At 50.9% G+C, this 13,109-nt stretch carries 12 protein-coding genes; all 12 read right to left on the bottom strand.

The window, feature by feature from the left end:
• Positions 1-31: 31 nt before the first annotated feature.
• Positions 32-1,528: a sensor histidine kinase gene (locus tag SHK35_RS03400; protein WP_318708571.1), complete on the bottom strand. Its 1,497-nt coding sequence runs from the start codon at positions 1,526-1,528 to the stop codon at positions 32-34.
• On the bottom strand, positions 1,506-2,174 hold the full coding sequence (locus SHK35_RS03395) for a response regulator transcription factor (RefSeq protein ID WP_318708570.1): 669 nt from the start codon (positions 2,172-2,174) through the stop codon (positions 1,506-1,508). The genes SHK35_RS03400 and SHK35_RS03395 overlap by 23 nt, the downstream gene beginning before the upstream one ends.
• 149 nt (positions 2,175-2,323) lie before the next feature.
• Positions 2,324-4,003, bottom strand: a complete 1,680-nt coding sequence (gene leuA, locus SHK35_RS03390) for a 2-isopropylmalate synthase (protein ID WP_318708569.1) — start codon at positions 4,001-4,003, stop codon at positions 2,324-2,326.
• Positions 4,004-4,028: 25 nt separating this feature from the next.
• Positions 4,029-4,292: an HPr family phosphocarrier protein gene (locus SHK35_RS03385; RefSeq protein WP_318702779.1), complete on the bottom strand. Its 264-nt coding sequence runs from the start codon at positions 4,290-4,292 to the stop codon at positions 4,029-4,031.
• A gap of 59 nt (positions 4,293-4,351) precedes the next feature.
• On the bottom strand, positions 4,352-5,701 hold the full coding sequence (glmM, locus tag SHK35_RS03380; RefSeq protein ID WP_318702778.1) for a phosphoglucosamine mutase: 1,350 nt from the start codon (positions 5,699-5,701) through the stop codon (positions 4,352-4,354).
• Positions 5,702-5,734: 33 nt separating this feature from the next.
• Positions 5,735-7,006, bottom strand: a complete 1,272-nt coding sequence (locus SHK35_RS03375) for a CdaR family protein (RefSeq protein WP_318702777.1) — start codon at positions 7,004-7,006, stop codon at positions 5,735-5,737.
• The gene (gene cdaA / locus SHK35_RS03370) at positions 6,987-7,880 is read right to left on the bottom strand and encodes a diadenylate cyclase CdaA (protein ID WP_318702776.1); all 894 of its coding nucleotides are present in this window, start codon (positions 7,878-7,880) and stop codon (positions 6,987-6,989) included. Before cdaA ends, SHK35_RS03375 begins: the two co-directional genes overlap by 20 nt.
• Positions 7,881-7,906: 26 nt before the next feature.
• Positions 7,907-9,082, bottom strand: a complete 1,176-nt coding sequence (locus SHK35_RS03365; RefSeq protein ID WP_318702774.1) for a hypothetical protein — start codon at positions 9,080-9,082, stop codon at positions 7,907-7,909.
• A 28-nt stretch (positions 9,083-9,110) separates the two neighbouring features.
• Positions 9,111-9,497, bottom strand: a complete 387-nt coding sequence (locus SHK35_RS03360; protein WP_318702773.1) for a hypothetical protein — start codon at positions 9,495-9,497, stop codon at positions 9,111-9,113.
• A 14-nt stretch (positions 9,498-9,511) separates the two neighbouring features.
• Positions 9,512-9,916 carry a flagellar protein gene (locus tag SHK35_RS03355; protein WP_318708568.1) on the bottom strand — a complete coding sequence of 135 codons (405 nt, stop codon included), beginning with the start codon at positions 9,914-9,916 and terminating at the stop codon, positions 9,512-9,514.
• 59 nt (positions 9,917-9,975) lie between these two features.
• On the bottom strand, positions 9,976-10,722 hold the full coding sequence (locus tag SHK35_RS03350) for a ComF family protein (RefSeq protein ID WP_318708567.1): 747 nt from the start codon (positions 10,720-10,722) through the stop codon (positions 9,976-9,978).
• A complete protein-coding gene (gene recD2, locus SHK35_RS03345; protein ID WP_318708566.1) occupies positions 10,719-12,989 on the bottom strand; it encodes an SF1B family DNA helicase RecD2 in 2,271 nt (756 codons plus the stop codon). The genes SHK35_RS03350 and recD2 overlap by 4 nt, the downstream gene beginning before the upstream one ends.
• Positions 12,990-13,109: the final 120 nt, after the last annotated feature.

Here is a 13,109-nt window from a genome sequence, read left to right as displayed (position 1 = left end):
GCTTGAAGATTGTATGTGTTTTGTGTGGAGATTATTCAAATAGCACAGTTGCCCGCACTCCATCCTCTGTGTTTTCAATCGCGCAGGAAGCGTGATGACGCTCCAAAATCATCTTCACCAGATACAGCCCCAGACCGTTTCCTCCAGTGCTGCGGTTTCGGGAGCCCTCCTCACGGTAAAAGGCCTCAAAGAGATGGGGAAGGGCCTCCTTACGGATATGCCCGCCAGAATTTTCCACCGTCAGCCCCGGACGGCCCTGCAGCCTTCCGCACCACACACGAATCTGTGCCTTCTCCGGAGAATAACAGGATGCGTTGGAGAGCAGATTTCCAATGACCTTCCCCAGCAGAGAGGCATCCCCGGTCACAGTGACCTCCGGCGACAAAGAGGATGTCAGCTGTTGTCCGCGCTGTTCCAGCAGTCCGCTGTAAAACATCAGCTGTCCCTTAATCAGGGCAGACAGCTCCACAGGCTCCTGCCTGACGGTTACTGCGCCACTCTCCATGCGGGAGATGGTAAGCATCTCCTGGATTAAATTTTCCATCCTGCCCGTGGCCTGGAGGGAGCGAAGCAGATACTTATCCCGGTTCCGGTACACGCCCACCCCCTCCAGCATGCCTGTCAGCTGTCCCTTCAAAATTGTAACCGGCGTTTTCAGTTCATGGGAAACTGCGGAAAAAAAGGCCATCCGCCGACGATCCAGCTCCCGCTCCTGCTCCACCTCCCCGCGCAGGGCATCATTTGCGGCCTCCAGCTCCTGCAAGGCAGTGGACAACCGCCGCGACATCTGATCCAGACTGCGGCCCAGCTTCCCGATCTCATCCCGGCGTTGTTCCCCACATTCCCAGTTAAAGTCCAGCTCCGCCATTTTGCCCGCAATTCCGCTGAGACGCACAATGGGGCGGGTAATGTAGCGAGAGTACACAAACGCGCACAGCAGAGAAAGGACAAGCAGCACCAAAAGCAGCCACGGAGCCATCTGCACCAGCGCCCGCACTGCCAGATTTTCTGCCTCCATGCGGGGAGTGACGTAGAGAGTATAAAGCTCCGTTTGGTCAGCAAACCTTACATCAGCCGTGATAGTAGTCTGCTCAGACATGGTAACGGTCACTGCGTTTTCCCCGCCGCCTGTGTCCGCGGCCCAGGTGACGGCTGAATAAGCTCCATCGTAAATGCCATCCCCGGCAGCTGTTACCGCCGTTGACGTATCCTCATATACCGGCCGGAGAGCAAGCAGAGAGCTTGTATCTGCGGCCATGCCGTCAGGTCCAGCCAGCATGGCATCCGCTCCAGAGGTACGGATAAACTCGTCAAGCAAAGGTCCACAGTCCTCAAGGATGGTTTCCTCCATCCTGCCCACAAGAGCATTCACCTGCCGCTCCAGGTCCTCGTTGATCACAGCAGTATAAGTGATAGGCGTGGCCCAGGCAATCAAACCAAAGGTAATTGCTCCAGCACAGAGCAGGATAATGGCGGTGATCAGGAAAACCCGGGCCGTGAGGCTTTCACCGAAGCTCTTTCGCAACACGATAGCCCACCCCCCTTACCGTCTCCACGTAGTCCCGCTCCAGCTTGTGCCGAAGGTTTTTAATATGGCTGTCCACCACGCGCTCGTCCCCATAGAAATCATAGCCCCAGAGCTTGGCCAGCAGCATCTCTCTGGTAAACACACGCCCAGGTGCGGCCAAAAAAGTATAGAGCAGCTCAAATTCCCGGGCAGTCAATTCCAGCAGCCTTCCTTCCAAAATAACTTCTCTGGTTTCCAGGTTGATTTCCAGGTCCCGGTAACGCAGGCAGCTTTCTTCCTTCCCTTTGGCGCTTCTGCGGAGAATGACCCGTATCTTCTCCAGCAGCACAGGCACAGAAAAGGGCTTCGTCACATAATCGTCAATATCCAGGCCAAAGCCGCGCAGCGCATGCTCCTCCCCCTCCAAAGCCGTAAGCATCATGATAGGAACCTGAGACTGTCCACGGATCACTTCACATACGCCAAAGCCGTCAATTTTCGGCAGCATGACATCCAGCAAAACAAGATCAAATGTATGGGCTTGAAACAAGGTAAGAGCCGTCACGCCGTCCTGCGCAACAGCAGTCTCATACCCGGCATCCCTGAGATAAGTACAAAGCAATTCCTGAATATCAGGCTCATCTTCCACAATCAGAATATTTTTCATAAACAATCACCCTACTGGAATATAACATGGAAATGTGAATTTATTGTGGAGAATCTCCCACAAACAGTCTCCAGGCGCAAAAATCCCCGGCAGATTCTGCCGAAGCAGTCTCTGCCGGGGATTTGGTAGCATCCTGAAAACAATTCCATTCAATTTTCCCCAAGGCCCAGCCTGTTAATAGCTGAAAAAATCGCTCTCACAGAGGCCCTGGTGATATTGGAGCTCACGCCCACGCCGTAGGTAACGCGTCCGTCATCCGCATCCAGCAGATGAATGTAAGCAGCCGCCTGGGAATTAGAGCCGCTCTGCAGCGCATGCTCCTCATAGTCCAAAACCTTGATGGAAATTCCAAGCTCCTGAGCCAGCCCCCTCTGTACAGCGTCAATGGGCCCGTTCCCTACAGCCTCAAAGAATTTTTCCTTCCCGTGATCCGTGTATACCACCGTCACTCTGGTGTCAAACTCGGTCTTCACAGAACCGCTCAGATCATCTATCCGCAGTCTGCGGAAATGAATCGGTTCCTTTCGATTCAAATATTCCTCCCTGAATTTCTCCATAATCTCATCCGGAGAAACCTCTCCCTGCTTCTCGGAAAGAGTTTGAATCACATTGGCAAACTCCTTGTGCATACCCTTTGGAAGCTTAAAGCCGAAATAGGAATCCATCACAAAGGCTACGCCGCCCTTGCCGGACTGAGAATTGATACGCACGATGGGCTCGTATTCTCTTCCGATGTCCGCAGGATCAATGGGCAGATACGGCACCTGCCAGATATCGCTGCCCCGCTCCTTCATGGCATGAATTCCCTTGTTGATCGCATCCTGATGGGAGCCGGAAAACGCGGTGAAAACCAGCTTGCCCGCATAGGGATGTCTGGGATGTATGGGCAGCTTACAGCAGCGCTCGTATATCTCAATAATTTCATTGATATGCTCAATATTCAGCCCCGGATCAATCCCCTGGGAGAACATATTATAGGCAAGATTCAAAATATCTACATTTCCGGTTCTCTCACCGTTGCCAAAAAGGGTGCCCTCCACTCTGTCCGCGCCCGCCAAAAGGGCAAGCTCCGCACTGGCTACGCCGGTTCCCCTGTCGTTGTGGGGGTGGACGCTGACCACAATGCTTTCCCGATTGTTCAGATGGCCGATCATCCATTCTATCTGATCCGCATACACATTGGGTGTGTTCATTTCCACCGTGGATGGAAGATTGATGATCATAGGAGCCTTTGGTGTAGGCTTCCATTCTGCTGAAACCGCATTACAGATTTCCAGGGCGTAATCAAGCTCCGTGCCCGTAAAGCTTTCCGGTGAATACTCCAGAATAATTTTGCCGGGAAATTTCTCTGCCCGTTCCTTTACCATTTTCGTGCCGTTCACGGCAATCTCCGTAATGTGCTCCCTGTCCATGTGGAACACTACATCCCGCTGTAAGGTGGATGTGGAATTATAGATATGCACAATGGCCTGCTTACAGCCCTCAATCGCCTCAAAGGTGCGGTCAATCAGCTCCTCCCTGCACTGGGTGAGCACCTGCACCACCACATCGTCGGGAATCAGTCTGCGGTCCACCAGCTGGCGCAGGAAGTCAAATTCAATCTGGCTTGCCGCCGGAAATCCGATCTCAATTTCACGGAAGCCAAGCTTGATCAGATACTGGAACATTTCGATCTTTTCTTCCACCACCATGGGATCAATCAACGCCTGATTTCCGTCCCTCAAATCCACACTGCACCATACCGGAGCCTTGGTGATCTCCCTCTCCGGCCATTTGCGCTCCGGATAATGTACCACAGGATTTTTGCGGTATCTTTTATAATTCAACATTTACGGCTTCTTCCTTTCCAGACCTCTATTCCCCAAGACCGCTTTCCACAGCGTCAACCAGCGCCTTAAGCGCTTCCTCCTCATCATCCCCTTCACACACAAATTCAATTTCATCTCCACATTTCACGCAAGCCCCCAGCACGCTCAAAACGCTTTTGGCATTGGCTGTGCTGCCCTTAAATGAAAATGTGATCAACGACTTAAACTGCATTGCTTCTTTGCACAAAATTCCTGCCGGTCTCAGGTGCAAGCCAGTCGGGTTTTTGATAAATACTTTCTGACTTACCATAATGCTATCCCTCCACTTTCTTTTGCTTATCTTAACTATAGCACGGTTCAAATTTTCTGTCAAAACATTACGTCCTGAATCAGATTCGCCAGCTTCTCCGCCTCAGCCTGTATCACCTGCAGATCCTTGCCCTCTATCATGACCCGAACTAAAGGCTCTGTGCCTGAGGGGCGTATCAGCACTCTTCCCTGTCCCTCAAATTTTTTCTCGATTTCCTCTATGGCCTTCGCGATGACGGGATATTCCATATACTTATCCTTCTTGTGGTTTGCCACCCGGGCATTTACAAGAGCCTGTGGAAGCACCTCCATAATACCGGCAAGCTCAGACAGGCTTTTTCCGGTTTCCACCATAACCTGAAGCAGATGCAGCGCACTCAGGAGTCCGTCCCCGGTGGTATTTTCATCCAGGAAGATAATATGTCCCGACTGCTCTCCTCCAAGGCTGGCTCCGATTTCTTTCATGCGTTCCAAAACATACCTGTCTCCTACCTTTGTCTGCTCCATGTTCAGGCCGCATCTCTCACCCATGAGGAAAAATCCCAGATTGCTCATAACGGTGGCCACAATGGTGTCTTTTTTCAGCTTTCCCTGGCTTTTCATATAGTTGCCCACAATAGCCATAATCTGATCCCCGTCCACAACCTTGCCGTTCTCATCCACAGCCAAAAGCCTGTCGGCGTCTCCGTCAAATGCCAGCCCCACCGCTGCCTTTTCAAAAACCACTCTGGCCTGCAGCTCTTCCATATGAGTGGAGCCGCAGTTTGCATTGATATTGGTGCCGTCCGGGCTGTTGTGGATTGGCACTACGTCCCCTCCCAATTCCTTTAAGGCCTCCACAGAGGTGTAAAAAGAGGCGCCCTCCGCGCAATCCACTACGATCTTCATGCCCTCCAGATTTACATTCACCGACTGAACAGCATGATTGATGTACTCCTCCCTGGCGTCCGTGCGGTATTTGATCTTGCCGACGCCGGGCCCTATGGGAAACTCAATCCCACGCATCCCGTCCCGGATCACAGCCTCTATCTCATCCTCCAGGGCATCCGGAAGCTTATATCCGTTTCCGTCAAAGAATTTAATGCCGTTAAATTCCACCGGATTATGGGATGCAGAAATCACCACTCCCGCATCCACCTTGTACTTTTGCGTCAGATATGCCACCGCAGGGGTGGGAAGCACTCCCACATAAATACAGTTGGCTCCTACTGAGCAGGCGCCCGCCATCAGCGCATTCGACAGCATATCTCCTGAAATACGGGTGTCACACCCCACCATAATAGTTGGCTTATGCTTTTTTTCCTTTGTCAAAACATATGCGCCTGCCTGCCCCAGCTGCATGGCAAGCAGTGGAGTAAGCTCCTCGTTGGCAATTCCTCTTACTCCGTCTGTCCCAAATAATCTAGCCATCCTTTTTCCTCGTTTCCGGTGCTTCCACCTTCTTTATTGCTCTTCCAGTCTCGTAACCACCACTCTCGCATAGACCCGGCTTTCCAGGTTGACTTCCTCCGCCAGATCAAAGGTGATGGGTATGAAATAGGTTCCCGGGGAGAGCTCCTCCCTTTCCTCATCTGCCATCCATGCCCCGATATCCACGGTGCCCCTCACCGCACTCTCCTCCAGAGGCGTGATGTAGGCATCCAGTCCGTACACATTCAGGGTGTATGTGGTGTAATCCTCCTGCAGCTGTACATCCACACCTTCGGGAGCATTCACAAGACTGATGTTTTCTGCCGGTATCTCCAGTGTTTTTTCTACCTGAGGTTCAATGTAAACTGTAGCGGTTACTCTGCCGTTATAGCTGCTGTCCGCCAGACTCACATTTTCGGGCAGGTAGTCTCTGATATCAATGGTTTTCACAAAATTTTCTGTTGCACCGGAGATATCTAATTCCTCCTCCGGGATGCTGATCCTGCTTATGCCTGACAGCGTATAAGCCGAACCGGCGATCTGTATGGAAGCGGGACTGCTCTCCGTCACACCGGTGACAAGATATCCCTCCTGGGGCTCACCAGCTACGTTCAGCTCTATGGGAACTGTCTTTACGGCAAGTATCTCCACCTCTATGCGTACATAGCTTACATTCTTCCTTACGCTGGCGGAGTCCACCAGATTCCCGTCCCCATCATAAAGCTGCACATCTACGTTGGCGGACAGGCTGTTTGTGGCTCCTGTCACATCAATTTCCACTGCAGCATAGCTGATGCTTTCTATGACAGATTCCGGCCCGGTCACCTCAATCAGGGTTTGGTCAGGCGTTGCGCTTGCCACCATATAGCCGTCTGCCACCTCGCCCACCGTATTGGTCTGCAGCCTTACCCACTTGCTGCTCTTGTCCTCCACACTCAGGCGTACAGCGTCGTGATCCCCCTCAATGCTGTCTATCTCATAGTTTACCGAATAGGTAATCGCCACCGTATTAATGTCCGTCAGCTTACTAATGTCAGCCTCTGCCACAATATCGGAAGCGCGCAGCTGCTCCCGGATGCTTCGGGGTGCGCTGACCGTCACATTTACGGAATCCGTGTTGTCCAAAACCTCATAAACCTTGTTTTCCTCGTCCAGAAGCTCCGTATTGGTCAGCCTTACCGTGATATTGTTAAAACGTATGGTTCCGATGGGGTCATCGATCTGCACAACCAGAAACCACAGAATAAAGGCAAGTATCAGGGATACAAGCTTCAGACCCCAGTTTTTAAATATTTTTTTTCTCATCAGCGGTCCTGCTCCTTCCCTTCCAGATACGCTTGCTCTTTGCCTTCTCCTCCCCGTCTTTATTTAAAATTTGCTGCAGACGTTTTTTCAGTCCCTCCGCATCCAGATTCCGGGACAGCTCTCCCTCGTAGGCCACGCTGATGCCGCCAGTCTCCTCGGACACGATCACTGTGAGCGAATCCGACACCTCTGAAATCCCAACTCCCGCCCTGTGTCTGGTGCCAAGCTCCTTGCTCAGTCCCATATTGTCGGAAAGGGGCAGATAACAGGTGGCAGAGGTGATTCGGTTTCCACGGATAATCACCGCGCCGTCATGCAGAGGCGTATTATGCTCGAAAATATTAATCAAAAGCTGGCTTGTAACAATTCCGTCCACATCGATTCCCGTGCGTTCATAATCCCGCAGGGACACATTCTGCTCTATCACGATCAGGGCTCCCGTCTTGACCTTGCCCATCTCCACACAGGCCTTGGTTATCTCGTTAATGGTTTTTTGGGAGAACAGCTCCTGTGTCCCGCGCCTGGAATCAAAGGGAAGCACTGAAGTGAGCAGATTCTTTTTGCCCAGCTCCTCCAGAGCATGGCGCAGCTCCGGCTGAAGCACCACAATCAGCGCCGTTACCGCAAAGGTCAGCACATTCTGCGCCATCCACAGAATTGTGGACATATTTGCCAGATATGCCAGAAGCAGAAACACAAGGATCACGATCAATCCCTTCATCAGCTGCCATGCCCTTGTGGTCTTCATCCAGACTAAAATATAATACAACAAAAAGGCGATAATCAAGATTTCTACGAAATCGCTTATCCCCATTGTTGTCTTATATACACTAAAATCTCTTAAGTGATCAACTACTGTCTCAAACCACTGCATTGCCTATCATTCCCTGCTATTTATTTTCAGAACAATTCCTCGTAATCATCCGTATTCTCCTCGGTCATATTGCTGTTAATGGTTACGCTCCTGCCCGTTCTGGCATCATTTCTATGTGTCCCCGGTCTTTGGCCCCTTCCCTCATCCCGGTGCGCTCCCTGCGCCGTCCGCTCCTGCCCCGTGGAAATTCTCTCCGTAGTCACATTTCTGGTTCTCTGTCCGGAAACGGTTCTGGCGCCCGCTGCAGACGTTCTGCCCGGGGCGGCTCCGGTACGCCTCTGGGGATTGATTTTCTTCACCGTTTTGGAAGGCGCAGTCACTGTCATCTTGGGTACGGCCTTCACATAGTAATAGTATTCATCATCCTCAAACTGCACCTTTTCTGTCCGGCTGTAATCCACACAAAACCGGAAAAACTCTATGATTTTTGCCACCACCACAGCCGCGATTTCTCCCACCACTGCACCCAGCAGAGAAATATTGAGATCATACATCAAATCCCCTACCAGAAGTATGACCAGATTCATCATAACACCGGCAATCATGGCAATGGTCCAGCAGTGGTCCACCGCCATCCTGCGTATCAAATATACCACAATCACAGTGATGGCAAATGCCGCTATCACCACAAACATCTCCTGATTACCCAGGATTCCGTCAATAATCAGCCTGAGCTTTGCGGTGGCCTCCTCTGCGCCCATAGTGCTTATGGTAGATGCGCTGCCGGACACGGTAAGAAGCAGATAATATACCACTACACCGCAGCTGACAGATATAGCGGACGCAGGCGTCCCCAAAAGTCCCATAGCCACAGGCATGATATAAGGCACCTGCAGTACAAACAAAAACGGCGTCAGCACCGCCACAATGGCCTCCTTGTGGCAAATCCTGAAAAACAGAAGAAACAGCAGCAGATAGACACACAGCCCTATGGCCGCAATCTCCAGGGACAACGCGTACATATGAGCCAGACTGAACAATGCCGCAAACAAAACAATGCTTCCCATTGGAAGGAAGGAGCACAAGAGCGACACAATCAGAACAATGGCTATATTATCCAGCTGCGTCATATATCCCAGCTGTCCGTTCAGGGTATTCAGCACCAAAAAAGCCAGCAGAAACTTCAAAATCGGCAGAATAAAAAATTCATTTTTACTGTAAAACAGCTTTAGTTTTTCTCTAAATTCCAGTAAACCAGTCATTCTTTCCTCCAGGTAAGCCTAAAATGCCTCACTCGTTGTAAAGCGAATTGAGCTTTTTCAGGTTGTGATAATAACATTTCAGGCTTTTCTTTGCTTTAGAATATCGGTAAGAATACAGAATATAAGAAATCACTCCATATCCTGCCACCGTAATCCCGTAGTACAAAAGCACGGTCTGGGCAAACTCGATCAGATTCATGTTATAAATATCCTGCATGAAAATTTCAAAGTCATAGAACACAAACAGTGCAAATATAATGGCAAAGGCCACGGTGGCGCAGAAAATGGATTTCAGCACCTGCAGGCCGATATAATCGCTGCGAAAATATCTGCCTATAGCCACATTCTCCCGTCCTTCATTTTGTTCATAGGATGCCATTTTTGTCATCAAAATAATACGTTCTTCGTTCAGCATGATAATTTCTCCGTTTATAAATACCGCATTCTCGGGTTTTCCCGGTCAACAGGCTCCCGCTTAACCTCCTTGGGTTTATTGCTCTCCAAAATATTCTTAAAGCCCTTGGTCATGTCAAATTTGCATTTTTCGCAAAATCTGCCGCAGCGGATAGGCGCCCCGCAGACCTCGCAGGTCAGGAAAATAGGAGAATCCTCCGTCACCTCCAGCCGCTCCTCCCGAAGCCACTGCCTGATCTGGGAGGGCTCCACATCGCATGCCTTCGATACCTCAGGAATGCCCACTCCAGGATGACTGCGTATATACTCCTTCACCTCCTGAAATTTGCCCTCAAGAGATTCCCTGCAGGCCTGGCACAAGACAGGCCCCGCCACATAGTTAAATATCCTTCCGCATCCTCTGCAATTCCTAATATCCATAAAACGCCCCATTTCTGCGCTGCTTCTCTGTGCCGCTTATTGCACCCCGCACCGCTTTCTTAAATCCCAGCGCCGCCGGCAAGTGTAAGAAAGTAAACCTTCTCCACCCCATGTTCTTTCAATACTCTGGCCGCCTCCTCTACGGTACTGCCGGTAGTGTAAATGTCATCTATAATTATAATCGTACTTAATTTTACATCATTTTGGCATATATGGAAAGCCTTTTTCAAATTATTTTGCCTTTCTTTCGGATTTTGGCTCTTTAAGGGAGCCGTGTTTTTCACTCTCTTTAAAAGATTTTCATACACAGGCAGCCCGGCACAGCGTCCCAGAGCTCTGGCTAAAAGCGCCGCCTGATTATATCCCCGCCTGCGGATCCTTTTTTTGTGGAGGGGAATAGGCACAAGGGCATCCGGCGCTGCCCCTCGTATGAATCCGCCCAGCCATTTCCACATTTCCTCTCCGTAAAAGTCCGCATACTCCTGCCGTTTTCCGTATTTGAAGCGGTATAGAGAGGCAGCGGCGCTCTCATACTCATAGAGTGCCCTGCCCCGTATGTAACTGCGTTTTTTCCCTTTGCAGCTGCCGCAGTAATCTCCTTCTTCCAGAAGCTTTTTTCCACAGCACATGCACCAGGGCGGTGTGATAAGCTTAAACTTCGGCACACACTCCGCACATATTTTTTCTCCGTAAGGCTGTACAATGCGGTCGCACACAGGGCACCTTAAGGGAAACAGAAGCTGTCTTGCCTGTTTTCCCGCCGTACTGCAAAGCAAATACCATTTTGTTTCTTTTCTGTTTTTCACAGTCCCTCTTTCGGGCCTTCTCCGAAACTTCCCTGCGCCTCCAGGTTCCCCTTCCATTCCCGGATGCGCTGGGACAATGCTGTGTAACGCTTGTTTTCACTTTCGTTGGCAATCATCTCTCTGACTGTATCACTGCTGCCCAATATAGTGACACAGCTTTTGGCACGGGTGATGCCTGTGTAGAGGAGATTACGGTTAAATAAAAGCCTCGGCCCCCCTAGAAGAGGCATAATCACCGCAGGATACTCGCTCCCCTGTGCCTTGTGTATGGTTATGGCGTAGGACAGTTCCAGCTCCTCCAGCAGAGAAAACGGATAGGTCACTCTCCTGTGCTCGTCAAATTCCACCACCAAGCTTGCCGCCCCTTCGTTGATCTCCAAAATTCTGCCCATATCTCCGTTGAATACCCCCGTGCCCCTGTCAATGGGAATGCCATAACGGCTGACAATCTCCCACTCCAGCTGATAATTATTCCTGATCTGCATCACCTTATCGCCTTCTCTGTACAGCGTGCTGCCGCTAAGGTGCTCTTTTTTTCGGGGGTCAGGCGGATTTAAATATCTCTGCAGAATGCCGTTTAAGGTTTCGCAGCCCAGGCTTCCCTTTCTCATGGGGGTCAACACCTGTATGTCGAAGGGCTCTGCTTCCACATATCCCGGCAGCTTATCCTGAATCAGCTGTATCATATGCTTATATATGACATTAACGTCCCTTCTTTCCAGCAGGAAAAAATCCCGGGATTTATTGTCCAGGGCAATCTGCTCTCCCTTGTTAATCCGGTGGGCGTTCACCACAATATCGCTTCTTTCCGCCTGCCGGAATATTTTCTGCAGCACCACCATGGGAAAGGCCCTGCTGCTCATCACATCCCTGAGCACCTGCCCCGGCCCCACGCTGGGAAGCTGGTTTACATCCCCTACCAGAATTAGTCTGGTGCCTGGCATCACCGCTCTGAGCAGGGACTGGAAAAGGTGGATATCCACCATGGACATCTCATCTATAATCACCACATCCGCCTCCAGCGGGTTTTGCTCATTTTTTTCAAATTTTGCTCTTCCTCCGTCCTGGTCCGACAACGCGCTGTTTAGCTCCAGCAGCCGGTGTATGGTTCTGGCCTCAAAGCCTGTGGCCTCAGTCATCCGCTTGGCCGCCCTGCCCGTGGGCGCCGCCAGAAAAATGTCCAGCCCCTCTGCCTCGAAATAGCGGATCATCATATTGATGGTAGTGGTTTTCCCCGTGCCGGGCCCTCCTGAAAGGATAAAAAGTCCATTTTGTATACATTCCATCACTGCCTTCAGCTGAAGCCCGTCAAGCTCCATCTGCAGCTCCCCGGCCTGCTTTTTAAGCCGCCTTAGAACAGCCTCCTCCCCGGAAGACGTCTGCCCCTCCATCATGGGAATATTCAGCTCATGAAGCATTCTTGCGCAGTTCAATTCCGCATAATAATAGGAGGCGGCGAACACATTCTCCCCCTTGATCACCAGCTTTTTGTCCATCATCAGGTTTTCCGCCTGTGGACGGATATTCTCTTTGCTTACTCCAAGTAATATATGCGCTCTCTCAAGCAGAATATTCATGGGAAGATAGCAGTGTCCCTCTCCTGCAGCCTGCAGCAGCGAATACAAAAGTCCGCTGCGGATTCTATAATCGGAATCCGTGTGAATCCCGATTTTGGCAGCAATCTCATCTGCAATTTTAAAGCCGACGCCGTTTATATCCTCAGCCAGTCTGTACGGGTTTTCCTTTAAAATACGGTAAAGGTCACTCCCATATGCATCGTAAATTTTCACCGCCAGGGTATTGGATATGCCGTACTGCTGCAGATAGACAAGGGCTTCCCGAAGCTCCCTTTTCTCCTCCATCTGCACGGCTATTTCCATAGCCTTCCGTTCACTGATACCCTTGATCTCCGCAAGCCGCTCCGGCTCCTCCTCTATAATCCGAAAGGTATCGCTGCCGAATTTCTTTACGATCCGTGCCGCCAGGGCTGCTCCCACTCCCTTCACAGCTCCTGAGCCCAGATAACGTTCCATGCTCACACTGTCCTTTGGCGCCGTCACCTGGTAGGCACTGATCTTAAACTGGCTTCCATACACGGGGTGCTCTACAAGCTCTCCCTGAGCCGTTATGTTTTCCCCCTGGGCCAGTCCTCTGCACATGCCTACACAGGTGATCTCTTCCCCCTCCGCCGCCAGATTCATCACCGTATATCCGTTTTCTTTGTTTTGGAAAATAATGTGCTCCACATATCCGTTTACTGTTTCCATATCCCGTCTTTCACCCTGCCGTTTCGCGGCGTTCGCCGAATAGACGCGCAGACGCGTCCCCTGGCTCACTGCCCGTGGGAATAAAGAAAGCTGCCGATAACAGCAGCTTAAAAAAATAAT

This window comes from Candidatus Acetatifactor stercoripullorum, assembly GCF_944382095.1.
In the GTDB taxonomy this organism is placed as follows: domain Bacteria; phylum Bacillota; class Clostridia; order Lachnospirales; family Lachnospiraceae; genus Acetatifactor; species Acetatifactor stercoripullorum.
This window is presented reverse-complemented; position numbering and strand designations above follow the sequence as displayed.

Coding starts and splice junctions, on each gene's coding strand:
- SHK35_RS03395 (WP_318708570.1), bottom strand. CDS start 2,174: ATGAAAAATATTCTGATTGTGGAAGATGAGCCTGATATTCAGGAATTG.
- leuA (WP_318708569.1), bottom strand. CDS start 4,003: ATGTTGAATTATAAAAGATACCGCAAAAATCCTGTGGTACATTATCCG.
- SHK35_RS03385 (WP_318702779.1), bottom strand. CDS start 4,292: ATGGTAAGTCAGAAAGTATTTATCAAAAACCCGACTGGCTTGCACCTG.
- glmM (WP_318702778.1), bottom strand. CDS start 5,701: ATGGCTAGATTATTTGGGACAGACGGAGTAAGAGGAATTGCCAACGAG.
- SHK35_RS03375 (WP_318702777.1), bottom strand. CDS start 7,006: ATGAGAAAAAAAATATTTAAAAACTGGGGTCTGAAGCTTGTATCCCTG.
- cdaA (WP_318702776.1), bottom strand. CDS start 7,880: ATGCAGTGGTTTGAGACAGTAGTTGATCACTTAAGAGATTTTAGTGTA.
- SHK35_RS03365 (WP_318702774.1), bottom strand. CDS start 9,082: ATGACTGGTTTACTGGAATTTAGAGAAAAACTAAAGCTGTTTTACAGT.
- SHK35_RS03360 (WP_318702773.1), bottom strand. CDS start 9,497: ATGCTGAACGAAGAACGTATTATTTTGATGACAAAAATGGCATCCTAT.
- SHK35_RS03355 (WP_318708568.1), bottom strand. CDS start 9,916: ATGGATATTAGGAATTGCAGAGGATGCGGAAGGATATTTAACTATGTG.
- recD2 (WP_318708566.1), bottom strand. CDS start 12,989: ATGGAAACAGTAAACGGATATGTGGAGCACATTATTTTCCAAAACAAA.